The sequence below is a fragment of the Streptomyces sp. NPDC039462 genome, assembly GCF_055639375.1.
Window position 1 is genome coordinate 231,449 of the sequence record NZ_JBVKAO010000009.1, and the last position, 22,152, is coordinate 253,600.

Here is a 22,152-nt window from a genome sequence, read left to right on the forward strand (position 1 = left end):
CTAGTGGCCCGAGGTCGCCTTCAGGCCGACCACGGCCACCAGCAGCAGACAGACGAAGAAGATCCGGGCGGCGGTGACCGGCTCACCCAGGATCACCATGCCGAGCACCGCCGCACCGGCCGCGCCGATGCCGACCCACACGCCGTACGCCGTACCGATGGGCAGCGTCTTGGCGGCCTGCGACAGCAGCATCATGCTGGCGACGATGCCCACACCCGTGAACAGGCTGGGCCACAGCCGCGTGAAGCCGTCCGTGTACTTCATCCCGATCGACCAGCCCACTTCGAGCAGTCCGGCGACGATCAACAGAACCCAGGCCATGACGGCACCTCCGACGAGTAGAAACGCTCAGCGCGTTACCTGATGGGGGTGCGTCGTCTTTGCGATAACCCGGTACGGCGCGTCTCGTCGGGGTCCTTCCAAGGTAGCAAAGCCCATGGCTAAGGGCTGGTGACGATGGTCACCAGCCCTTCACGTCATAGGTCCCTCACCCGGGCGTCCGCTACAGATACAGGCCCGTCGAGTCCTCCGACCCCTCGAACCGGTCGGCGGCCACGGCGTGCAGATCGCGCTCGCGCATCAGGACGTAGGCCACGCCCCGCACCTCGACCTCGGCGCGGTCCTCCGGGTCGTACAGGACCCGGTCGCCCGTCTCGACCGTCCGGACGTTCTGCCCGACCGCGACCACCTCGGCCCAGGCGAGCCGCCGGCCCACGGCCGCGGTCGCGGGGATCAGGATGCCGCCGCCGGAGCGCCGCTCGCCCTCGCTGGTGTCCTGCCGCACGAGCACGCGGTCGTGCAGCATGCGAATGGGCAGCTTGTCGTCGTGGGTCTGGGAGGTCTTCTCGCTCACGACCCCGAACCTACCTGGCCCGGCCGGGGCCGTGGGCTCCCGGGTCGGTACTCACTTACGTCGCCGCGAGCTCACCACGAGCAGTCCGACGAGGCCCACCGCCACCAGGGCGACCGGCACGATCCGCTCGATGCGCGGCGAACCGTCCGCCGAGACCAGCTGGCCCCGCACGTCCGAGACGATGCGGTTCGCACCGACGTACGCCCGGCCGAGGGAGTTGTCCACGCTGGAGACGACCTTCGCCTTGGCGTCACCGACGATCGTCTTCGGGTGGACGCGCACCCCGATCTCGTCGAGGGTCTCGGCCAGCTGGTCGCGCCGGCGCTTGATGTCCGCCTCGATCTGCGCAGGGGTCCTGGCATCCGACACCGCGCTGCCTCCGTGGTCGTATCGATGATGTGGACGTGACTTGTGACCACAGTCTGTCAGCTTCGCGCGCGCCGCACCCCACGGCACCCCTATTACGCTCGACTCCGTCACCCACCCTTTGCGAAGCACGCGTACGAGGAGACCGACCATGAGCGAGCGACTGCAGCCCGGCGACACCGCCCCCGCCTTCACCCTGCCCGACGCCGACGGCAAGGACGTCTCGCTGGCCGACCACAAGGGCCGCAAGGTCATCGTCTACTTCTACCCGGCGGCCCTCACCCCCGGCTGCACCAAGCAGGCCTGCGACTTCACGGACAACCTCGACGTGCTCGCCGCCGCCGGTTACGACGTGATCGGCGTGTCGCCGGACAAGCCGGAGAAGCTCGCCAAGTTCCGTGAGCAGGAGAACCTCAAGGTCACGCTGGTCGGCGACCCCTCCAAGGAGACCCTGGAGGCGTACGGCGCCTTCGGCGAGAAGAAGCTGTACGGCAAGACGGTGACCGGGGTGATCCGGTCGACCGTGGTGGTCGACGAGCAGGGCAAGGTCGAGCACGCGTTCTACAACGTGAAGGCGACGGGCCACGTGGCGAAGATCATCAGGGACCTCGGCGTCTGAGCCGTGCCGGCCGCCCGCGCCGTGATGTGACGAAGCCCCTCTCGCGAGGGGCTTTCGTTTGCAACGGCCATCTTCGAGCAAGTGATCCCACGGGGAACTTGTACGAAGAACGAAAGGAACCACTCCATGGCGGCCCACGAAGAGCTCGACGCCGAGGCCGACCCGGAGGCGATGAGACGCCACCGGACCCTGTTCCGGGCCGTGAAACGCCGGAGGAACCCTCCCCTGCGCCGCACGGACATCACGGTCACGGACGAGGCGGCGGTCAAGCGGGCCGTCAAAGCGGCCTCGCTCGGCAACGCCATGGAATGGTTCGACTTCGGTATCTACAGCTACCTGGCCGTCACCATCGGCCACGTCTTCTTCCCTTCCGGGAACGAGACGGCACAGCTGATCTCGTCCTTCGCCACCTTCGCGGTCTCCTTCCTGGTCCGCCCCATCGGCGGCATGGTCTTCGGCCCGATGGGCGACAAGATCGGCCGCAAGAAGGTCCTCGCGCTGACGATGATCCTGATGGCGATCGGCACGCTCGCCATCGGCCTGATCCCGTCCTACGCGACGATCGGCTTCTGGGCGCCGGTCCTGCTGATCTTCTTCCGCCTGGTGCAGGGCTTCTCGACGGGCGGTGAGTACGGCGGTGCCTCCACGTTCATCGCCGAGTACGCGCCCGACAAGCGCCGCGGCTACTTCGGCAGCTTCCTGGAGGTCGGCACGCTCGCCGGCTACACGGGTGCGGCCGGGCTCGTCCTCATCCTCAACACCGCCCTCGGCTCGGACGCCATGGACTCCTGGGGCTGGCGCATCCCGTTCCTCGTCGCGGGCCCGCTCGGCCTCGTCGGCCTCTACCTCCGGCTGAAGCTGGACGAGACCCCGGCCTTCCAGAAGATGGAGGACGCGACCTTCCACTCGGCGACCGAGGGCGCCTCCACGGTGGAGACCACGGCCAAGGGCGACCTGGCGAAGATCTTCCGCGACTACTGGCCGACGCTGATCCTCTGCATCGCGCTGGTCGGCGCGTACAACGTCACGGACTACATGCTCCTGTCGTACATGCCGACGTACCTCTCGGACGAGCTCGGGTACGACGACTCGCACGGGCTGCTGATCCTCATCGGCACGATGATCGTGCTGATGCTGATCATGAACCAGGTCGGCAAGCTGTCGGACCGCTTCGGCCGCAAGCCGCTCCTGATGACGGGCATGCTGGGCTTCCTCGTCCTCTCCGTCCCCGCCTTCCTCCTGATCAAGCAGGGCAGCCTGCTGGCCGTCTCCGGCGGCATGCTGATGCTCGGCCTCTCCCTGGTCTGCCTCCTCGGCACGATGTCGGCGACCCTACCCGCCCTCTTCCCCACCTCGGTCCGCTACGGCTCCCTGTCCGTCGGCTACAACCTCTCCGCCTCCCTCTTCGGCGGCACGGCCCCCTTGGTGATCACGTCCCTGATCAGCGTCACGGGCACGGACATGGTCCCGGCGTACTACTCGATGGCGGCGGCCCTGGTCGGCGTCATCGCGGTGGCCTGCATGAAGGAGACGGCGCAGAAGCCGCTGTCGGGTTCGCCGCCTTCGGTGGAGACGAAGGAGGAGGCCGCGGAAATGGTCGAGGCCCAGGCGACGGCGCCGAGGTTCTGACCCCGCGCCTTGTGGGCAAACCCGTGATCAGCCGGAGCCGCCTGCCCGGTACGATGGCAGGCGGCTGGCGGCGGTGGCGCAACGGCGACGCAGCAGACTTAGGATCTGTGGCCCTTGATCGGGCTTGAGGGTTCGAATCCCTTCCGCCGCACGTGAATGGCCTGCGAATCAGGAGCACGATTCGCAGGCCATGTGTGTGCGCTGTTCGGTTCAGCCCAGCAGCTCCCGCACGACCGGCGCCAGCGCCCGGAACGCCTCCCCGCGGTGGCTGATCGCGTTCTTCTCCGCTGCCGTGAGCTCCGCGCACGTGCGCGTCTCGCCGTCCGGCTGGAGGATCGGGTCGTAGCCGAAGCCGCCCGTGCCCGCGGGGGCCGTGCGGAGGACGCCGCGCAGGCGGCCCTCGACCACGCGTTCCGTGCCGTCGGGCAGGGCCAGGGCCGCCGCGCACGCGAAGTGGGCGGCGCGGTGTTCCGCGGAGATGTCCGACAGCTGGGCCAGGAGCAGGTTCAGGTTCGCGGTGTCGTCGCCGTGGCGGCCGGCCCAGCGGGCGGAGAAGATGCCGGGGGCGCCGCCGAGGACGTCGACGCAGAGGCCCGAGTCGTCGGCGACGGCGGGCAGGCCCGTGGCCTTGGCGAGGGCGTGGGCCTTGAGGAGGGCGTTCTCGACGAAGGTGACGCCGGTTTCCTTGACGTCGGGGATCTCGGGGTAGGCGTCCGCGCCGACGAGCTCGTGGGTGAGGCCTGCGTCGGCGAGGATCGCCCTCAGTTCCGTGATCTTGCCGGTGTTGCGGGTGGCGAGGATGAGGCGGGTCATGCTCCCCAGTATCGCCGCCTCCCTCACCGCCCCGGCCGCGCGTCCGCCGCGCGTGCTCTTACGGCGTGCAGACCTTGGTCAGTTCGCCTGCCGCGTCCGTGACGCCGGAGACGTCCGGTGTGGCGTCGCCCTTGTCGATGGCGTCGCGGACGTTGTCGACGGCCTTGTCGAGGTCGTCGACGGCCTTGTTGACATCGGCGTTGTCGGTCTTGTCGCCGATCTTGTCGAGGTTCTTGCCGATGTCGTCGAGTGCCCTGTCCGCCTCGGCCGGGTTGTCACCGGCGTTCTCGACGGCCGTCTGCAGGTCGGTGACGCTGTCGGCGATCGTGTCGGCGGTCTGGACACAGTCGAGCGCCTTCTCGACGGCGTCGCAGCCGACGAGGCCGGCACCGGCCGGGATGACGATCAGGGCTGTGACGACGGCGGTGGCGATACGTCGGTGGCGCGCGGCCATGGTTCGGTCCCTCCCCAGGGTGTGGACGGGCGCGCGGCTTTTCCCGCGCGCCCGTACTCGTAACAACGCCCGGCAGGGGGTTGTTGGTTGCTTGCGTGACCTACGTCGCGTGACCCGCGCCGCTAGCGCGTCGCCTCCAGCGCCTCGCGCTGGAGGGCGGCGAGGTCCTCGCAGCCGCCGACGGCGAGGTCGAGGAGCGCGTTGAGCTCCTTGCGGGCGAAGGGCTCGGCCTCGGCGGTGCCCTGGACCTCGACGAAGCGTCCGTCGCCGGTGCACACGACGTTCATGTCGGTGTCGGCCCGCACGTCTTCCTCGTAGCAGAGGTCGAGGAGCGGTACGCCGCCGACGATGCCGACGGAGACGGCGCTGACGGTGTCGGTGAGGGGCTTGCGGCCGGCCTTCACGATCTTCTTGGCCTGGGCCCAGGCGACGGCGTCGGCCAGCGCCACATACGCGCCGGTGATGGCGGCGGTGCGGGTGCCGCCGTCGGCCTGGAGGACGTCGCAGTCGAGGACGATGGTGTTCTCGCCGAGGGCCTTGTAGTCGATGACGGCGCGCAGGGAGCGGCCGATGAGGCGGCTGATCTCGTGGGTGCGGCCGCCGATCTTGCCGCGGACGGACTCGCGGTCGCCGCGGGTGTTGGTGGAGCGGGGAAGCATGGAGTACTCGGCGGTGACCCAGCCCTCGCCGCTGCCCTTGCGCCAGCGCGGGACGCCTTCGGTGACGGAGGCGGTGCAGAAGACCTTGGTGTCGCCGAAGGAGATGAGGACGGAGCCCTCGGCGTGCTTGCTCCAGCCGCGCTCGATGGTGATCGGGCGGAGCTGTTCGGGGGTGCGGCCGTCGATGCGGGGCGAGGGCGTAGAGGACATGGGCTGAGCCTATCCGGACATGAGTGAGGGCCCCTTCCCCTTGTCGGGGAGGGGCCCTCACGGGTGAGTCCGGCGACTCACATCATGTCTTCGATGTCCGCCGCGATGGGGTCGGCGTCGGTGCCGATGACGACCTGGATGGCGGTGCCCATCTTGACGACGCCGTGGGCGCCGGCGGCCTTCAGGGCGGCGTCGTCCACCAGGGCCGGGTCCTTGACCTCGGTGCGCAGGCGCGTGATGCAGCCCTCGACCTCTTCGATGTTGTCGATGCCGCCGAGCCCGGCAACGATCTTCTCAGCCTTGCTGGCCATGTGTTTCTCCCTGTGTTTCTCGCGGCCGGGGGACCGCTTTGTCACGGTAACGCACGGTTGGACCATCTTCGCGGGCGGTTACGTCAGCCGTGCCCAATGATGACGATCAAGGTGCCGGCCCCTGCCGGACGGCGCTCCACACGTACCGCAACTGGTCTACACCAGTTTTCAACGACCGCCAAACCTGGCTTGTTCCGGGAGGGACGCCGATGAGTTCCCCAGCCGCGACGGTGCCGCAGAAGAAGTGGTGGAACGGCCTGTTCCAGGGCCTGCAGAAGATGGGCCGCAGCCTCCAGCTGCCCATCGCGGTGCTGCCCGCCGCCGGCATCCTGAACCGCCTCGGACAGCCCGACGTGTTCGGCGACGACGGCCTCGGCTGGACGAACGTCGCCAAGGTCTTCGCGGCGGCGGGCGGTTCGCTGCTCGACTCCACGCTCGGCCTGCCGCTGCTGTTCTGCATCGGTGTCGCGATCGGCATGGCGAAGAAGGCGGACGGCTCCACGGCCCTCGCGGCGGTCGCGGGGTTCCTCGTCTACTACGGGGTGCTGCGCGCCTTCCCCGACGACTGCCCGCAGGACACGGTGTTCGGCAGCGCGGGCATGTGGAGCGGGGTGTGCGTGGCGGAGGACGGGACGGTGGCGCAGGCCGCGTACCAGAATCCGGGGGTGTTCGGCGGCATCGTGATGGGCCTGCTCGCCGCCTGGTTCTGGCAGCGCTACCACCGCGTGAAGCTGGTCGACTGGCTCGGCTTCTTCAACGGCCGCCGCCTCGTGCCGATCATCATGGCCTTCGTCGGTCTGATCTTCGCCGGTCTCTGCGTCTGGATCTGGCCGCCCATCGGCGACGCGCTGACCAGCTTCTCGAAGTGGCTCGTCGACCTCGGCTGGCTGGGCTCGGGCATCTTCGGCGTCGCCAACCGCGCGCTGCTCACGGTGGGGCTGCACCAGTTCCTGAACACGTTCGTCTGGTTCCAGTTCGGCGACTACACGAAGCCGGACGGCACGGTCGTGCACGGCGACATCAACCGCTTCCTCGCGGGCGACCCGACGGCGGGCCAGTTCACCTCGGGCTTCTTCCCGATCATGATGTTCGCGCTGCCCGCGGCGGCCCTCGCGATCACGCACTGCGCGCGCCCCGAGCGCCGCAAGGTGGTCGGCGGCCTGATGCTCTCGGTCGGCCTGACATCGTTCGTCACGGGCATCACCGAGCCGATCGAGTACTCGTTCCTCTTCATCGCGCCGGTCCTGTACGCGATCCACGCGGTGCTCACCGGCGTCTCGATGGCGGTGACGTGGGGGCTGGGGGTCAAGGACGGCTTCAGCTTCTCGGCGGGCCTGATCGACTACGTCATCAACTGGAGCCTGGCGACGAAGCCATGGCTGATCATTCCGATCGGGCTGTGCTTCGCCGTCGTGTACTACGCGCTGTTCCGCTTCGTCATCACGAAGTTCGATCTGCACACGCCCGGACGCGAACCGGAGGAGGAGGCGGAGGCAGAGGACCGGGAGCAGACCAAGGCCTGACCACCGAGGCCTAACTCCCCTGCGGGCGGCGCTTTCCTCCGGCATTTCCGGATATGGCCCAGGTAACAGGAATCGCAGGTTCCTTACGCCACCTTCACCGTGCTACAACAGGTCTACACCACTAATGGTGTAGACCACGCGGCCGTTCTGGCCGCGTCCCCCGGAGACGCCGCCGTCCCCCACTTCCATGTCCCCAGGCGGCGCCTTGCCCACTGGAGGAAGTTGTGTCCACGGCCAGTTCCGCTCCCGCGGCCGAGAAGAAGAAGGGCGCCGGCGTGATGGCTGTCATGCAGCGCATCGGCCGCAGCCTCATGCTGCCGGTCGCCGTGCTGCCCGCAGGCGCCCTGCTCGTCCGCCTCGGCAACCCCGACATGCTGGGCCGGGACTCCTTCCCGACCTTCATCACCAAGATCGCCTCCTTCATGGCCGCGGGCGGCAACGCGATCCTCGACAACATGGCGCTGCTGTTCGCCGTCGGCATCGCGATCGGCTTCGCCAAGAAGTCCGACGGTTCGACGGCGCTGGCGGCCGTCACCGGCTACCTGGTCTTCAAGAACGTCCTCGCCACGTTCACCGACCCGAACCTCGACAAGATCGCGAAGGTCGTCGACGGCAAGATCGTCATGACCGAGGCGCCCGTGGACGCCAAGGTCCTCGGCGGTGTCGTGATGGGCATCGTGGTGGCCCTGCTCTACCAGAAGTTCTACCGGACCAAGCTGCCCGACTGGGCGGGCTTCTTCGGCGGCCGCCGTCTCGTCCCGATCCTGTCCGCCTTCGCGGGCCTGATCCTCGGCATCGTCTTCGGCTACATCTGGCCGGTCCTCGGCACGGGCCTGCACAACTTCGGTGAGTGGCTGGTCGGTTCGGGCGCCGTCGGCGCGGGCATCTTCGGTGTCGCCAACCGTGCGCTGATCCCGGTCGGCATGCACCACCTGCTGAACTCCTTCCCGTGGTTCCAGGCGGGCTCGTACGAGGGCAAGAGCGGCGACATCAACCGCTTCCTCGCCGGTGACCCGACCGCCGGACAGTTCATGACCGGCTTCTTCCCGATCATGATGTTCGCCCTCCCGGCGGCCTGCCTCGCGATCGTGCACTGCGCCCGTCCCGAGCGCCGCAAGGTCGTCGGCGGCATGATGTTCTCGCTCGCGCTCACCGCCTTCGTGACCGGTGTGACCGAGCCGATCGAGTTCACCTTCATGTTCATCGCCCCGGTCCTGTACGCGATCCACGCGGTGCTCACCGGCATCTCCATGGCGCTGACCTGGTCGCTCGGCATGAAGGACGGCTTCGGCTTCTCGGCCGGCGCGGTCGACTTCTTCCTGAACCTCGGCATCGCGAAGAACCCGTGGGGCCTGGCCCTGGTCGGCCTCTGCTTCGCGGCGGTCTACTACGTGGTCTTCCGCTTCGCGATCACCAAGTTCAACCTGCCGACGCCGGGCCGCGAGTCCGACGAGGAGCTCGCCGAGCTCCAGAAGGCCGAGGCGAAGTAGCCTCCGCCGCACCGGCCCACACGAAGCTCACACGAAAGAGCCCCTCACCGTCCACGCGACGGTGAGGGGCTCTTTCGCTGTCGTCAGATCTCGTACGTCGCGCCCGGCGCCGCCAGCGCGGTGGGGCCGTCGTACACCGCGCGCGCGTCGGCGAGGTTCACCTGCGGGTCCGTCCACGGCGGGATGTGGGTGAGCAGCAACCTTCCTGCGCCCGCGCGCCGGGCGGACTCGCCCGCCTCGCGGCCGTTCAGGTGGAGGTCGGGGATGTTCTCCTTGCCGTATGTGAAGGCCGCCTCGCACAGGAACAGGTCGGTGTCCGCGGCGAGTTCGTCCAGGGGCTCGCAGGGCCCGGTGTCCCCGGAGTACGTGAGGGACTTCCCGGCGTGCTCGACCCGGATGGCGTACGCCTCGACCGGGTGGCACATCTTCTCGGTGCGCACCGAGAACGGGCCGATCTCGAACGAGCCCGGCTTGACCGTGTGGAAGTCGAAGACCTCGCTCATCGAGGAGGCGGAGGGCGTGTCGGCGTACGCGGTCGTCAGCCGCTGCTCGGTGCCTTCGGGGCCGAAGACCGGGATGGGGGCGCAGCGGCCGCCCTCGTGCCGGTAGTAGCGGGCCACGAAGTACGCGCACATGTCGATGCAGTGATCGGCGTGCAGATGGCTGAGGAAGACCGCGTCCAGGTCGTACAGACCGATGTGGCGCTGCAGCTCGCCGAGGGCGCCGTTGCCCATGTCGAGCAGCAACCGGAAGCCGTCGGCCTCGACGAGGTAGCTCGAGCAGGCCGACTCCGCGGACGGAAACGACCCCGAGCAGCCGACGACGGTGAGCTTCATGAAGCTGGAACCTCCGCGCTGGCAGGAGAGCTGGGGAGTGTGCGGTGGATCGAGCGTAAGGCGCAAAAGCCCTGGTCGCTCCTCCGTCGCGGGCCGTTGTGGGGGAACTCACCTGCGCTGTCACCGGTTCGGGGGGCTTGTGGGACCGGGGGGAGGCGGCGGGCGCCACGGGATCGCCACCGGTACCGTCGTGCGTATGGACACGTCGTGGTGGCTCGCGCTGGCAGCCGTGGTGGTGCTGGCGTTCGTCGTCACGCTGGTGGACGGCTGGGGTCGCGGACCGCGTAAGCGGAGCAGCCGCCCGGCGGGCCGGACACGGCCGCCGCGAGGACCGCGGGGGCCTCAGCAGCGGCTGCCCGCGCCGCGGCCGGCGGAGATCTGGTGGGCCCGGGTGCCGTACGAGGACGGGCCCGGCGGCAAGGACCGGCCGTGTCTGGTGCTGTCCGTGCGCGGGCGGCGCGCCCGGGTCGCGAAGATCACCAGCAAGTACCACGAGGAGCGCGCGGGCGTGATTCCGCTGCCGCCGGGCTCGGTGGGCGACGCGCACGGGCGGCCCAGTTTCCTGGAGACCGATGAGCTGAGGGACGTGTCCCTCGGGGACTTTCGGAGGCGGGCCGGGGTGGTGGACCCGGTGCTGTGGGACCAGGTGAAGTACTTGGCGGGCTGACCCGCCGTGTCCACAGGGCTCCGCCCCGGACCCCGCTCCTCAAACTCCCCCGAGCTCTTGAAGAGCAGGGGGGACCCCCAGAGGGGCTGAGATCTCAGCCCCTCCGACCCGGCACCGCTACGCCCAGAGCTGGCCCTGCAGCGTCTCGATCGCCGCCTCCGTGGTCGGGGCGGTGTACACGCCCGTCGAGAGGTACTTCCAGCCGCCGTCGGCGACGACGAAGACGATGTCGGCCCGCTCGCCCGCCGCCACCGCCTTCTTGCCGACGCCGATCGCCGCGTGCAGCGCCGCGCCGGTGGAGACGCCCGCGAAGATGCCCTCCTGCTGGAGGAGCTCCCGGGTGCGGGTCACCGCGTCGGCCGAGCCGACGGAGAAGCGGGTGGTGAGGACGGAGGCGTCGTACAGCTCGGGGACGAAGCCCTCGTCGAGGTTGCGCAGGCCATAGACGAGGTCGTCGTAGCGCGGCTCGGCGGCGACGATCTTGATGTCGGGCTTCTGCTCGCGCAGGTAGCGGCCGACGCCCATGAGGGTGCCCGTGGTGCCGAGGCCCGCCACGAAGTGGGTGATCGAGGGGAGGTCGGCGAGGACCTCGGGGCCGGTCGTGGCGTAGTGGGCGCCCGCGTTGTCCGGGTTGCCGTACTGGTAGAGCATGACCCAGTCCGGGTGTTCCGCGGCCAGCTCCTTGGCGACGCGGACGGCGGTGTTGGAGCCGCCGGCGGCCGGTGAGGAGATGATCTCGGCGCCCCACATGGCGAGCAGGTCGCGCCGCTCCTGCGAGGTGTTCTCCGGCATGACGCACACGATGCGGTAGCCCTTGAGCTTGGCCGCCATGGCGAGCGAGATGCCGGTGTTGCCGGAGGTCGGCTCCAGGATCGTGCAGCCGGGCGTCAACCGGCCGTCCTTCTCGGCCTGTTCGACCATGTGCAGCGCGGGCCGGTCCTTGATGGAGCCGGTCGGGTTGCGGTCCTCCAGCTTGGCCCAGATGCGGACCTCCGCCGAGGGGGACAGGCGCGGCAGGCGGACGAGCGGCGTGTTGCCGACCGCGGCGAGCGGGGAGTCGTAGCGAGGCATCCGGGATCGGGCCTAGACCATGCCGCCGGCGACGGCCGGCAGGATCGTGACGTTGTCGCCGTCGGAGAGCTTCGTGGAGATGCCGTCGAGGAAGCGGACGTCCTCGTCGTTCAGGTACACGTTCACGAAGCGGCGCAGCTTGCCGTCGTCGACGATGCGGGCGGCGATGCCCTCGTGCCGCGAGTCGAGGTCCGTGAAGAGCTCGGCGAGGGTGTCCCCGCTGCCTTCGACGGCCTTGGCGCCGCCGGTGTAGGTGCGGAGGATGGTCGGGATGCGGACCTCGATGGCCATGGCTGGGGGCTCCTGTCGGGGGGCGGGAAAGTGCGGTCGGTGGGCGCGCGGCGGCGCTGTGCTTGCGGGGTGGTGCCTGGCGTACGCGGGGTGCGCCCGCGTGCGTGGTGCGGCGCCGCGGCCCACGGCCGGGCGGCGGATCGGTTCAGCGGGAACAGATCGCGCTGGCGAGGCGGCACAGGTCGACGTGCAGCCGCGCCACGAGCAGCAGGGGTGCGCTCGGCGTCTCTTCGCTCACGTCATGGGGAACCATGCGGTCATCGTATCGATTCCCGGTCCGGATCCCGGAATGTGATCTCACCTGCTGGACGGAATCCGTTCAGGATGCGGGCGGCGGCAGGTAGACGACGGTCGGCGCACCGGTCAGCGGATGCGTGCTGACCTCGGCCGTCACGCCGTACACGGTGGCGAGCAGCTCGGCCGTGAGGACCTCCTTGGGCGCCCCGGAGGCGACGAGGCGGCCGCCGTCGAGGACGTAGAGGCGGTCGCAGTAGTAGGCCGCGAGGTTCAGGTCGTGCAGGGCCAGGAGGTTCGTCGTGCCCAAGTTCCGTACGAAGGAGAGGATTTCGAGCTGGTAGCGGATGTCGAGGTGGTTGGTGGGCTCGTCGAGGACGACGAGGGTGGGCTGCTGCACCAGGGCACGGGCCACCAGGGCGCGCTGGCGCTCGCCGCCGGACAGGGACGGGAAGGCGCGGTCGGCCAGCCCCTCGACGCCGACGCGGGCGAGGGCCGCCGTGACGAGGGCCTCGTCGGCCGCCGTGTCCGCCTCCCAGAACCGCTTGTGCGGGGAGCGGCCCATCGCGACCACCTGCCGGACGGTCAGCTCGAACGCCGCCTGCCCGTCCTGCGGCACGGTGGCCAGGCGCCGGGCGCGGGCCTTCGGGGTCATCGTGTGCAGGTCGTCGCCGTCGAGGAGGGCGTGGCCCGCGGTGGGGCGCAGCGTGCCGTAGACGCAGCGGAGCAGCGTCGTCTTGCCGCTGCCGTTGGGGCCGACGACGCCGACGGTCTCGCCGGGGGCGGCGGTGAGGTCCACGGCGTCGACGAGCCGCCTGCCGTCGATCTCGTACGTGAGGGCCCGGGTGCGCAGCTCGCCGGTCATGCCGGGACTCCTTCGGTACGCCGCCGCAGCAGCCACAGGAAGAACGGGCCGCCGGTCAGCGCGGTGAGCACGCCGACGGGGATGTCCTGCGGCGCGGCGACGGTGCGGGCGGCGAGGTCGGCGACGACCAGGAACACGGCGCCCATCAGCGCCACCACCGGGAGCAGCGCGCGGTGCGCGGCGCCGACCAGCATGCGGGCGGCGTGCGGCACCATGAGGCCGACGAAGCCGATGGCTCCGCTGTACGCGACGAGGACGCCGGTCAGGAGCGAGGCGAGGACGAAGACGCCGGCGCGGAAGCGGGCGGCGTGCAGGCCGAGGACGGTGGCGCCCTCCTCCCCGGCGAGGAGCAGGTCGAGGGGCCGGGCCATGGACACCAGGAGGGCCGTGCCGACGGCGAGGGTGGCGCAGGGCAGGGCGAGCATGTCCCAGCGGGCGCTGCCGAGGCCGCCCAGCGTCCAGTACAGGACTTCCTTGAGGTGGTCCGCGCTGTCGGCGGTGACGAGGATGAGGCTGGTCAGCGCGGTCAGGATGTACGAGACGGCGACGCCCGCGAGGATCAGGCGCCCGGTGGCGAAGCTGCCGCCGCCGCGGGCCAGGGCGTAGACGAGGACGAGGGAGAGCAGCGCGCCCGCGAAGGAGGCGGCCGGGATCGTGACGGTGGTGGACAGGGCCGCGCCGAGGCCGAAGACGCTGCCGAGCACGATCGCGCAGACCGCGCCGACGGAGGCGCCCGAGGAGACGCCGAGCAGGAACGGGTCGGCGAGGGGGTTGCGGACGAGGGCTTGCAGGACGGTGCCGATGACCGCGAGCCCGGCGCCCACGGTCGCTCCGAGCAGGACCCTGGGCAGGCGGACGTCCAGCACGATCGTGCGGAACGGGGAGGGTTCGGCGCGGCCCGTGAGGATGTCCAGGACGTCGGCGGCGGGGATGCGGACGGAGCCGAGGGCGAGACCGGCCACGAGCGCCACCGCGAGGGCCGCGCAGAGCGTCGTCACGACGGTGGCGTAGCGCAGGTGCTTCACAGCTGTGCCGCCAGCTTCCTCACCGCCTCGGGCGCTCGTACTCCCGTGACCATGTCGGAGAGCCGCAGGACCGCGAAGCGCTTGTTCTTGACGGCGGGGACGTCCTTGAGGACCGGGTCCTCCAGGAGGCGCTTCTTCTTCTGGGCGACCGTCGTGGCGCCGTAGTCGAGGATCAGGATGGTCTCGGGCCTGCGCTCGACGACCGATTCCCAGGACGCGTCGCTGAAGGACTTGTCGACGTGGGCGAAGATGTTGCGGCCGCCCGCCCGCTCGATGATGTCGTTGCCGATGCCGCGGCCGCCCGCGGTGAACGCCGTCTTGTCGCCGCTGTCGTAGACGAAGACGGAGAGCGGCTTCTTGTCCTTGGACTTCTCGGCGGTGGCGGCCAGTTCGCGCTGGGCGCCCTTCACCCACCGGTCGGCGCGGGCCCGCACCCCGAAGGTGGAGCCGACCTCGCGGACCTCGCGGTAGACGTCGTCCATGGAGACGGGCTTCTTGGCGCAGCCCTCTACGTTGAGGCGGCTCTCGATGCCGGACTTGGCGAGTGCCGAGCGGCTGCGGCCGTCGCCGGGGAGGAAGGCGCTGGCGTAACCGCCATAGACGAAGTCGGGGTTGGCGGAGAGCAGCTTCTCGTAGGAGGGGTACTCCTTGGCGAGCATCGGGAGCGACTTGTAGGCCTTCTCATACTTCGGGAGGACCTTGTCGTCGAGGTAGGCGGTGCCGGCGATGTGGTCCTTCAGACCGAGTTCCAGCATCACTTCGGTGGTGTGCTGGTTCATGGTGACCGCGCGCTTCGGAGGTGCGTCGTAAGTGGTCTTCACGCCGCAGTTGGTGACGGTGTACGGGAATCCGGCGGCCTTGGCGGCGGGCTTGCCGTCACCGCCGTCACCGCCCGGGCCCGAGGAGCACGCGGCGAGCGGGACGAGCAGGGCCGCGGCGGCCAGGGCACGTATCGGTCGGGACATGGCTGAACTGCCTCCTCCAGGGGATTTCCGCGTCCCCTGCGTCGTGTGGAGGAAGGCGGCAGGTCAGTTCCTGACTCCCCCGCCCCGGCCGGCGTGTGCCGGTGGGGCGGGGTCACAGTGGCGGGACCGTGCCGGGTTCGCACCGGCTTCCTGGGTCCTGCCGCCCTCGTGAGTAAAGCTCAGTATGCCTGTACGACCTTTACGTCTTCCTCGGTGACCTCGCCGTCGACGATCCGGTACGAGCGGAACTGGAAGGGGCCCGCGTCGTCGGTGTCCGCCGTGGAGACCAGGACGTAGTGGGCGCCGGGTTCGTTGGCGTACGTGATGTCGGTGCGCGAGGGGTAGGCCTCGGTCGCCGTGTGCGAGTGGTAGATGATCACCGGCTCCTCGTCGCGGTCGTCGAGCTCGCGGTAGAGCTTGAGCAGGTCGCCCGAGTCGAACTCGTAGAACGTGGGCGAGCGCGCGGCGTTGAGCATCGGGATGAACCGCTCGGGGCGGCCGGTGCCCGCCGGGCCCGCGACCACGCCGCACGCCTCGTCGGGGTGGTCCTGGCGCGCGTGCGCGACGATCTGGTCGTGGAGGGCCTGGGTGATGGTCAGCATGGCGCCAGGATAAGCAGAGGGGCCCGCGCGTACCGGAGTGTGGTACGCGCGGGCCCGAATGCTGGACAGCGGCCTTGGGGAGCCGGTCAGTCCTTGGAGAGGCGGTCGCCGGTGGAGGCACCCGCGGAGGCGTCCTCGGAGAGGCCGATCTTCCGCTTGTTGAACGCCGCGGCCTGCGGGTTGCGGCTCTTGAGGACCAGGTAGGAGACGCCGAGGATCGCGGCCCAGACCGGAGCGGCGTACAGCGAGATCCGCGCGTCCTTGTCGACGCCCATCATCACGATGACCATGCCGATGAAGAGCAGCGCGAACCAGCTGGTGTACGGGGCGCCCGGGGCCCGGAAGGTGGACTGCGGCAGCTCGCCGCGGTCGGCCTTGCGGCGGTAGCGGATCTGGCAGGCCAGGATCATGATCCAGGCCCACATGCCGGAGATGGTCGCGAAGGAGACGACGTAGTTGAACGCCTCGCCCGGCCACTGGTAGTTGATCCAGACGCCGACCAGCATGAACGCGGCGGAGGCCGTGGTGCCGATGAGCGGCAGGCCGTTCTTCGTCAGCTTGGTGAAGAACTTCGGGCCCTGGCCGTTCATCGCCAGGTCGCGCAGCATGCGGCCGGTGGAGTACATGCCGGAGTTGCAGGAGGAGAGCGCGGCGGTGAGGACCACGAAGTTCACGATCGCGGCGCCGACGCCGAGGCCCATCTTCTCGAAGGCCGCGACGAACGGCGAGACGCCGGGCTGGAAGTGCGTCCACGGCACGACCGACAGGATCATGATGAGCGCGCCGACGTAGAAGACGGCGATGCGCCACGGCACGGTGTTGATGGCCTTGGGCAGGACGGTCTTCGGGTCCTTGGACTCGCCCGCGGTGACGCCGACGAGCTCGACGGCGAGGAAGGCGAACATCACGATCTGCAGCGTCATCAGCGTGGAGCCGATGCCGTTCGGGAAGAAGCCGCCCTGGTTCCACAGGTGGGCCACGGTCGCGGTGTCACCGGCGTCGGAGAAGCCGATGGTGAGGATGCCGATGCAGATCAGGATCATGCCGATGATGGCGGTGACCTTGACCATCGAGAACCAGAACTCCAGCTCGCCGAAGAGCTTCACGGAGATGAGGTTCGCGCCGTACAGGATGACCGTGAAGATCAGCGCGTACGCCCATTGCGGGACGGAGCCGTGTGTCCAGTACTGCATGTACTGGGCGGCCGCGGTCACTTCCGTGATGCCGGTGACGACCCAGAAGAGCCAGTACGTCCAGCCGGTCACGAATCCGAAGAACGGGCCCATGAACTCACGGGCGTACTCCGAGAAGGAGCCGGACACGGGCCGGTACATGAGGAGCTCGCCGAGCGCCCGCATGATGAAGAAGATGACGAGGCCCGCGATGGCGTACGCCAGGATGAGGCTGGGGCCGGCCTTGTGAATGGCCTTGCCCGCGCCGAGGAACAGGCCGGTGCCGATGGCACCGCCGATCGCGATCATCTGGATCTGCCGGGCTCCGAGCCCGCGCTGGTAACCCTCGCCGGACGAGCCGTCCTGCGCGACACCGTTGCCGCCGTGCTCGTCGTGCTGCTCTTCGACCTGCACTGAGGTCATGGTGACGCCTTTCTCCATGCTGATCCGCGCCCGCACATCTGCGTTGTGGCTGCGGATCAGGTCCTGATCCCCCCGGATACGAATGGAGTGCTACCGGCGGTCTGCCGGCTCGAGCGCCCTCGGCGACATGGGTGGCGTAGCCGAGTGGTCGTGAAGATTTATCACGGTGGCAACAGTGAGGGAATGAGCCACCTGTGGCGCACCCCACAAGAAGAAGCGGACAAACTTCCCTTGACGCGACAAAGGCGGACAATGAAGTGACGGGATCGTTATCCGGATTTGAGGCTCCGCTGAGCGAACGGCCCGCCGGGTGAACAGAACCTGTCCACTACAACAAATTTCGCTGCCGTCTGCACGGATTTCTGCCCGGATTCAGTCCAGCAACGTCCCGACCAGCGTCTCCTGCAGTCCGCCGAGCCAGAGGTAGGCCATCACCATCGGCTTGCGGGGGTCGGAGTCCGGCAGCCGGTAGAGCAGATCCGCGTCCTCTTCGTCGCTGACTTCCAGGCGCGTGCCGATCGCGAGCCGGAGGTCGTTGAGGGCTCCGAGCCAGTGCCGGGACTCCTCGACCGACAGTTTCAGGACAGCTCCGCCCTCGCCCGACGCCGTCATCGAGTCGAGCGAGCGGATCACGGCCAGGGCGTCGTCGCGCTTCTTGGCCCGCAGGTCGTTCTCCGTGAAACGGCGGAATTCCGACGAGTACGCCCGGAGTTCGTCCGCGTCGCCCGCCGCGTCCTCGCTCCCCGGGCCGCCGTACGCGTCGGGCAGCAGGCGCTTCATCACCGGGTCGGAGGGCGGCTCGCTCGGCCCCTCGGCGAAGAGCTCCGCGAGCGGGTCGTCGGAGACCTCACCGCCCGGCCCCGGACCGATCAGCTCCAGGAGCTGCACGGCGAGGGAGCGGATGATCGAGATCTCGACCTCGTCGAGCGCGACGGCCGCGCCGCCCCCTGGAATCGCTTCGAATTGTCCTGGCATCAGATGCGTCGCTACTTCCGGTCCGCTACTTCCGGTCCTGCTGAAGGGTGGCCCACAGCCCGTACCCGTGCATGGCCTGGACGTCGCGCTCCATCTCCTCGCGGGTGCCGCTGGAGACGACCGCTCGGCCCTTCTGGTGCACGTCCATCATCAGCTTCGTGGCCTTCTCCTTCGAGTACCCGAAGTACGTCTGGAACACGTACGTCACGTAGCTCATCAAGTTGACCGGGTCGTTGTGCACGAGCGTGATCCAGGGAACGTCCGGTTCGGGGACGACGAGCGCCTCTTCGTCCGATTCCGGGCGCGTGATCTCTGCGGGAGCCGTACTCACACGCCCCATGCTGCCACCACGAGAGGCCCCTCGCACAAATGGCCTCTTGCCCGGGCCTCGAAATCGTCAGAGTGACGAGATTGGGGGTAGCATCCATCGTATGAACACAGCGGACCTTGGGCTGCCGGTGGATGTTCCGTCGACGGCGCTCTTCACGGACCAGTACGAGCTGACGATGCTGCAGGCCGCGCTGCGGGCCGGTACCGGCGACCGGCGTTCGGTCTTCGAGGTCTTCACCCGCAGACTGCCCGAGGGGCGGCGTTACGGCGTGGTGGCCGGCACCGGCCGCGTCCTGGACGCCGTGGAGAACTTCCGCTTCGACGCCGGCGTCCTCGGCTTCCTGCGCGAGCGGAACATCGTCGACGAGGCGACCCTCGAGTGGCTCTCCGGCTACCGCTTCCAGGGCGACATCTGGGGCTACCCCGAGGGCGAGGTCTACTTCCCCGGCTCGCCGATCCTGCGGGTCGAGGGCTCCTTCGCGGAGTGCGTGCTCCTGGAGACCGTGATCCTCTCCATCCTCAACCACGACTCGGCCATCGCGGCCGCCGCCTCCCGCATGTCCTCGGCCGCGGGCGAGCGCCCGCTGATCGAGATGGGCGCCCGCCGCACCCACGAACTGGCCGCCGTGGCCGCCGCCCGCGCCGCGTACGTCGGCGGCTTCGCGACCACGTCGGACCTGGCCGCCGGATTCCGCTACGGCATCCCGACCGTCGGCACCAGCGCCCACGCCTTCACCCTGCTGCACGACAACGAACGCGACGCGTTCCGCGCCCAGGTCGACTCGCTCGGCCGCGGCACCACCCTGCTCGTGGACACCTACGACGTGACCGAGGCCGTCCGGATGGCCGTCGAGGTCGCCGGGCCCGAGCTCGGCGCCGTCCGCATCGACTCCGGCGACCTGCTGCTCGTCGCGCACCGGGTGCGCCAGCAGCTGGACGAGCTCGGCGCGACGGACACGAAGATCGTCGTCACCTCCGACCTCGACGAGTACGCCATCGCCTCGCTCGCCGCGGCGCCCGTCGACGCGTACGGCGTGGGCACGCAGCTCGTCACCGGCTCCGGGCACCCCACCGCCTCGATGGTCTACAAACTGGTGGCCCGCGCCCACTCGGCGGACCCGAAGGCCCCCCTGGAGCCCGTGGCGAAGAAGTCGCTCGGCGCCAAGTCCTCGGTGGGCGGCCGCAAGTGGGCCGCGCGCAGGACCGACGAGCACGGCGTCGCCGAGGCCGAGGTCGTCGGCACCGGCCCGGTGCCGCCCGAGCTCGTCGACCGGCAGCTCCTGGTCGAGCTGGTCAAGGGCGGCACGGTCGTGGCCCGCGAGCCGCTGGACGCCGTCCGCGACCGGCACGCCGCCGCGCGCGCCGGGCTCCCCCTGTCGGCGACGCAGCTGTCCCGGGGCGAAGCGGTCATTCCGACCGAGTACGTGTGACCCGCCGGGCCGGGTCCGTGTGACCCCGCCCGGCCGGTCCGTGTGATCCCGCCCCGGGCGCTTCGGCCGCCCCCTCCCGCAACGCACCCGAAGTCTCTACGCTCGTAGTCCCCCAGCAGAAGGACACCCGCCATGCGCCGCGCACTGATCGTCGTAGACGTGCAGAACGACTTCTGCGAGGGCGGCAGCCTCGCGGTCGCCGGCGGCGCGGACGTGGCCGCCGGCATCACGGAGCTGATCGGCCAGGCCCCGGCGTGCTACCGCCACGTGGTGGCCACCCGCGACCACCACATCGACCCCGGCGCCCACTTCTCCGACCGCCCGGACTTCGTGGACTCCTGGCCGCCGCACTGCGTGGCCGGCACGGAGGGCATCGGCTTCCACCCGAACTTCGCGCCCGCGGTCGCCTCCGGCGGGATCGACGCCGTCTTCGACAAGGGGGCCTACTCCGCGGCGTACAGCGGCTTCGAGGGCGTCGACGAGAACGGGGTGCCGCTGGCGGACTGGCTGCGGGAGCGGTCCATCACCGAGGTCGACGTGGTGGGCATCGCCACGGACCACTGCGTGCGGGCCACGGCGCTCGACGCGGTGCGCGCGGGCTTCCGTACGCACGTGCTGCTCGACCTCACCGCAGGGGTGGCCGAGGCCACGACGGAGCGGGCCCTCCAGGAGCTGCGGGCGGCGGGCGTGGAACTCACCGGCAAGCCGGTGCTGTAGACCCGTCATGTCGCGAAGTGGGGTCATAGCCGAATTCGTCCACCCGGCGCAGGCGAAAGAGCGAATTCACACTCCTGCCGTGCGCTGATCACCCGCCGTGCGTTTGAACGGATGTGTCCCTAGAGGGTCCTTCCGAACGCCAGCCCCAAAAGGTGGGAATCATGCAGCGCCCTTCCGTACCCGGCCGTTTCCGTTTCCGTGCCCGGCTGACGCTCGGTGCCGTGCTCACGGCCGTGGCGTGCACCTCGGCCGCCGCGGCTCCCGGGCCGCCCGTGCCTGCGGCGGCAGGACCGAAGGGCGGGCCCGGCGGCGACTTCCCGATGCGGATCGTCGCCTACGTGGCGAGCAGCGGCTCCGGGACCGCCCCCTCGTACGACGTACGGCTCGAACGGCGCGTCACCAGCACGCAGGTGGGCAACGGGCCGACCGGTGTGGGCGCGGCCCCGGACGGCTCCACCGTGTACGTGGCGAACGGCCTGTCCGACACGGTCTCCTTCATCGAGACCACGCACCACAAGGTCGTGGCGACCGTCCCCGTCGGTTCGTATCCGTTCGCGGCCACGCCGAGCCGTGACGGGCGGCGGGTCATCACCGCGAACTGGGGCAGCGACACCGTGTCGGTCATCGACACCTCATCCCGCAAAGTCGTCGCGACCATTCCCGTGGGGGAGCTCCCGCACAGCGTCACCACACTGCCCGGCGGGGTCTCCTACGTCAGCAACAGCGGCACCAACGACGTCACCGTGCTGTCCAAGGAGGACCGCGCGGTGGCCCGCATCCCGGTGGGCGACTTCCCCAGCGGCATCACCAGCACCGGCAAGGGGGACAGGGTCTACGTCGCCAACACGGGCTCGGGATCCGTCTCGGTCATCGACACCGGCACCCGCAAGGTGACCGCCACCTGGGCGGTCGGCAAGGGCCCGCTGGGCCTGGGGCTCAGCCCCGACGGGCTGCGTCTGTACGCCGCCGACTCCGCGGCCGACACGCTCCTGGTCATCGACACCTCGACCGGGCGGGTCCTCCAGCAGGTGCCCGTCGGCAGGACGCCGCAGGGGCTCGCGGTCAGCCCGGGCGGCAACCGGGTCTGGGTCACCAACGAGGGCTCGGACACCGTCTCGGTGGTCAGCCCGGCGACGGGGAAGGTGCGGGCGACCCTGCCCACCGGGGACCAGCCCGAGGGCATCGCCATCACCCCCAGGTGAGCGCGCGCATCTCCTCGCCGGGGCGGGCCCTACGCGGCGGCGCGCCGCCCGAACAGTGCCCGGATCGGATGCCACAGCTCGTTCACCGTGTCGGGCGCCGTGCGCCATATGAGGCCGTCCGGATGGTGCAGGACCGCGGTGATCTCGTCCGGGGTGGGCGGCTCGGCGTTGCCCCGGAGGTAGACCGCCCGCAGGCCGAGGTTCCGCAGCCGGGTCAGGGCCCTGGCGCGGTTCACGGCGTGCACGATCATCCTGACCGTGCCGCCGCCCGGCGCCGGGCTCGGCAGCGTCAGCGCCACCACCACGCTGCCGTTGGGCAGCTTGCAGAAACCACCTGCGGACATGCTCGGTCACACCCCCGTGAAACGTCGCGTCAATAAGACAGTCACAGGACGCACCTAAACACGATCGGCCGCCGCC

Annotated in this window: 27 protein-coding genes, 1 tRNA gene and 2 riboswitches; of the genes, 9 read left to right on the top strand and 19 right to left on the bottom strand. The window is 69.8% G+C overall.

Annotated elements, in window-relative coordinates; all coding sequences use genetic code 11:
- From ACZ7LU_RS36410 to ACZ7LU_RS36420, 3 genes are all read right to left on the bottom strand, one after another.
- The gene (locus tag ACZ7LU_RS36410; protein WP_361166116.1) at positions 1–321 is read right to left on the bottom strand and encodes a DMT family transporter; all 321 of its coding nucleotides are present in this window, start codon (positions 319–321) and stop codon (positions 1–3) included.
- A 47-nt stretch (positions 322–368) separates the two neighbouring features.
- Positions 369–430, bottom strand: a riboswitch (guanidine-III (ykkC-III) riboswitch).
- 72 nt (positions 431–502) lie between these two features.
- Positions 503–805: a GroES family chaperonin gene (locus ACZ7LU_RS36415; protein ID WP_237695642.1), complete on the bottom strand. Its 303-nt coding sequence runs from the start codon at positions 803–805 to the stop codon at positions 503–505.
- A 99-nt stretch (positions 806–904) separates the two neighbouring features.
- Positions 905–1,222, bottom strand: a complete 318-nt coding sequence (locus ACZ7LU_RS36420; protein ID WP_398298213.1) for a DUF3618 domain-containing protein — start codon at positions 1,220–1,222, stop codon at positions 905–907.
- Between the two features lie 148 nt (positions 1,223–1,370).
- Here ACZ7LU_RS36420 and bcp point away from each other — a divergent pair, with 148 nt between their 5' ends.
- The 3 genes from bcp to ACZ7LU_RS36435 all read left to right on the top strand — a co-directional run bounded on the left by bcp (position 1,371) and on the right by ACZ7LU_RS36435 (position 3,618).
- Positions 1,371–1,838 carry a thioredoxin-dependent thiol peroxidase gene (bcp, locus tag ACZ7LU_RS36425; RefSeq protein ID WP_223774844.1) on the top strand — a complete coding sequence of 156 codons (468 nt, stop codon included), beginning with the start codon at positions 1,371–1,373 and terminating at the stop codon, positions 1,836–1,838.
- Positions 1,839–1,964: 126 nt separating this feature from the next.
- Entirely contained in the window at positions 1,965–3,467 is a 1,503-nt protein-coding gene (gene proP / locus ACZ7LU_RS36430; RefSeq protein WP_471919202.1) for a glycine betaine/L-proline transporter ProP, read from the top strand.
- A gap of 67 nt (positions 3,468–3,534) precedes the next feature.
- A tRNA-Leu gene (locus ACZ7LU_RS36435) sits at positions 3,535–3,618 on the top strand.
- Between the two features lie 59 nt (positions 3,619–3,677).
- Here ACZ7LU_RS36435 and rdgB read toward each other — a convergent pair.
- From rdgB to ACZ7LU_RS36455, 4 genes are all read right to left on the bottom strand, one after another.
- A complete protein-coding gene (gene rdgB / locus ACZ7LU_RS36440; protein WP_471919203.1) occupies positions 3,678–4,280 on the bottom strand; it encodes an RdgB/HAM1 family non-canonical purine NTP pyrophosphatase in 603 nt (200 codons plus the stop codon).
- Between the two features lie 58 nt (positions 4,281–4,338).
- Positions 4,339–4,734, bottom strand: a complete 396-nt coding sequence (locus ACZ7LU_RS36445) for a hypothetical protein (RefSeq protein WP_468082713.1) — start codon at positions 4,732–4,734, stop codon at positions 4,339–4,341.
- Between the two features lie 122 nt (positions 4,735–4,856).
- Entirely contained in the window at positions 4,857–5,603 is a 747-nt protein-coding gene (gene rph / locus ACZ7LU_RS36450; protein ID WP_471919204.1) for a ribonuclease PH, read from the bottom strand.
- 77 nt (positions 5,604–5,680) lie between these two features.
- Complete coding sequence (locus ACZ7LU_RS36455; protein WP_079075054.1) at positions 5,681–5,980, bottom strand: PTS sugar transporter subunit IIB; 300 nt, start codon at positions 5,978–5,980, stop codon at positions 5,681–5,683.
- 143 nt (positions 5,981–6,123) lie between these two features.
- Between ACZ7LU_RS36455 and ACZ7LU_RS36460 the strand changes: the two genes are divergently transcribed.
- Together ACZ7LU_RS36460 and ACZ7LU_RS36465 are read left to right on the top strand one after the other, a co-directional pair.
- Complete coding sequence (locus ACZ7LU_RS36460; protein ID WP_398298226.1) at positions 6,124–7,437, top strand: PTS transporter subunit EIIC; 1,314 nt, start codon at positions 6,124–6,126, stop codon at positions 7,435–7,437.
- A gap of 224 nt (positions 7,438–7,661) precedes the next feature.
- Positions 7,662–8,927, top strand: a complete 1,266-nt coding sequence (locus tag ACZ7LU_RS36465; protein WP_471919205.1) for a PTS transporter subunit EIIC — start codon at positions 7,662–7,664, stop codon at positions 8,925–8,927.
- A gap of 83 nt (positions 8,928–9,010) precedes the next feature.
- Here ACZ7LU_RS36465 and ACZ7LU_RS36470 read toward each other — a convergent pair whose 3' ends face one another.
- Positions 9,011–9,763: an MBL fold metallo-hydrolase gene (locus ACZ7LU_RS36470; RefSeq protein ID WP_468560182.1), complete on the bottom strand. Its 753-nt coding sequence runs from the start codon at positions 9,761–9,763 to the stop codon at positions 9,011–9,013.
- A gap of 196 nt (positions 9,764–9,959) precedes the next feature.
- Here ACZ7LU_RS36470 and ACZ7LU_RS36475 point away from each other — a divergent pair, with 196 nt between their 5' ends.
- Entirely contained in the window at positions 9,960–10,430 is a 471-nt protein-coding gene (locus ACZ7LU_RS36475; RefSeq protein WP_398298232.1) for a type II toxin-antitoxin system PemK/MazF family toxin, read from the top strand.
- A 117-nt stretch (positions 10,431–10,547) separates the two neighbouring features.
- Here ACZ7LU_RS36475 and ACZ7LU_RS36480 read toward each other — a convergent pair whose 3' ends face one another.
- From ACZ7LU_RS36480 to clpS, 10 genes are all read right to left on the bottom strand, one after another.
- Positions 10,548–11,501, bottom strand: coding sequence for a PLP-dependent cysteine synthase family protein (locus tag ACZ7LU_RS36480; protein ID WP_398298234.1), 954 nt, complete (start codon positions 11,499–11,501; stop codon positions 10,548–10,550).
- A gap of 12 nt (positions 11,502–11,513) precedes the next feature.
- Positions 11,514–11,792 (bottom strand): MoaD/ThiS family protein, encoded by a 279-nt coding sequence (locus tag ACZ7LU_RS36485; RefSeq protein WP_468082708.1) that lies wholly within the window; start codon positions 11,790–11,792, stop codon positions 11,514–11,516.
- A 145-nt stretch (positions 11,793–11,937) separates the two neighbouring features.
- Positions 11,938–12,045 carry a putative leader peptide gene (locus ACZ7LU_RS36490; protein WP_398298238.1) on the bottom strand — a complete coding sequence of 36 codons (108 nt, stop codon included), beginning with the start codon at positions 12,043–12,045 and terminating at the stop codon, positions 11,938–11,940.
- Between the two features lie 66 nt (positions 12,046–12,111).
- Positions 12,112–12,891, bottom strand: coding sequence for an ABC transporter ATP-binding protein (locus ACZ7LU_RS36495; RefSeq protein WP_471919206.1), 780 nt, complete (start codon positions 12,889–12,891; stop codon positions 12,112–12,114).
- The gene (locus tag ACZ7LU_RS36500) at positions 12,888–13,916 is read right to left on the bottom strand and encodes a FecCD family ABC transporter permease (RefSeq protein WP_468311913.1); all 1,029 of its coding nucleotides are present in this window, start codon (positions 13,914–13,916) and stop codon (positions 12,888–12,890) included. Before ACZ7LU_RS36500 ends, ACZ7LU_RS36495 begins: the two co-directional genes overlap by 4 nt.
- Complete coding sequence (locus ACZ7LU_RS36505; RefSeq protein ID WP_471919207.1) at positions 13,913–14,881, bottom strand: ABC transporter substrate-binding protein; 969 nt, start codon at positions 14,879–14,881, stop codon at positions 13,913–13,915. The genes ACZ7LU_RS36500 and ACZ7LU_RS36505 overlap by 4 nt, the downstream gene beginning before the upstream one ends.
- Before the next feature lie 44 nt (positions 14,882–14,925).
- Positions 14,926–15,057: riboswitch (cobalamin riboswitch) on the bottom strand.
- A gap of 3 nt (positions 15,058–15,060) precedes the next feature.
- On the bottom strand, positions 15,061–15,483 hold the full coding sequence (locus ACZ7LU_RS36510; RefSeq protein ID WP_398298246.1) for a M67 family metallopeptidase: 423 nt from the start codon (positions 15,481–15,483) through the stop codon (positions 15,061–15,063).
- 86 nt (positions 15,484–15,569) lie between these two features.
- A complete protein-coding gene (locus ACZ7LU_RS36515; protein ID WP_468311917.1) occupies positions 15,570–17,078 on the bottom strand; it encodes an amino acid permease in 1,509 nt (502 codons plus the stop codon).
- A gap of 372 nt (positions 17,079–17,450) precedes the next feature.
- Positions 17,451–18,053 carry a DUF2017 domain-containing protein gene (locus ACZ7LU_RS36520; RefSeq protein ID WP_398298250.1) on the bottom strand — a complete coding sequence of 201 codons (603 nt, stop codon included), beginning with the start codon at positions 18,051–18,053 and terminating at the stop codon, positions 17,451–17,453.
- A 25-nt stretch (positions 18,054–18,078) separates the two neighbouring features.
- A complete protein-coding gene (gene clpS, locus ACZ7LU_RS36525; protein ID WP_398298252.1) occupies positions 18,079–18,393 on the bottom strand; it encodes an ATP-dependent Clp protease adapter ClpS in 315 nt (104 codons plus the stop codon).
- Between the two features lie 91 nt (positions 18,394–18,484).
- Between clpS and ACZ7LU_RS36530 the strand changes: the two genes are divergently transcribed.
- The 3 genes from ACZ7LU_RS36530 to ACZ7LU_RS36540 all read left to right on the top strand — a co-directional run bounded on the left by ACZ7LU_RS36530 (position 18,485) and on the right by ACZ7LU_RS36540 (position 21,732).
- The gene (locus ACZ7LU_RS36530) at positions 18,485–19,813 is read left to right on the top strand and encodes a nicotinate phosphoribosyltransferase (RefSeq protein WP_471919208.1); all 1,329 of its coding nucleotides are present in this window, start codon (positions 18,485–18,487) and stop codon (positions 19,811–19,813) included.
- A gap of 132 nt (positions 19,814–19,945) precedes the next feature.
- The gene (locus ACZ7LU_RS36535; RefSeq protein WP_471919209.1) at positions 19,946–20,530 is read left to right on the top strand and encodes an isochorismatase family protein; all 585 of its coding nucleotides are present in this window, start codon (positions 19,946–19,948) and stop codon (positions 20,528–20,530) included.
- A 161-nt stretch (positions 20,531–20,691) separates the two neighbouring features.
- Positions 20,692–21,732, top strand: coding sequence for a YVTN family beta-propeller repeat protein (locus ACZ7LU_RS36540; protein WP_471144710.1), 1,041 nt, complete (start codon positions 20,692–20,694; stop codon positions 21,730–21,732).
- Positions 21,733–21,761: 29 nt separating this feature from the next.
- Here the strand turns inward: ACZ7LU_RS36540 and ACZ7LU_RS36545 are convergent, their stop codons facing one another.
- The gene (locus ACZ7LU_RS36545) at positions 21,762–22,076 is read right to left on the bottom strand and encodes a hypothetical protein (protein WP_362987193.1); all 315 of its coding nucleotides are present in this window, start codon (positions 22,074–22,076) and stop codon (positions 21,762–21,764) included.
- Positions 22,077–22,152 lie beyond the last annotated feature (76 nt).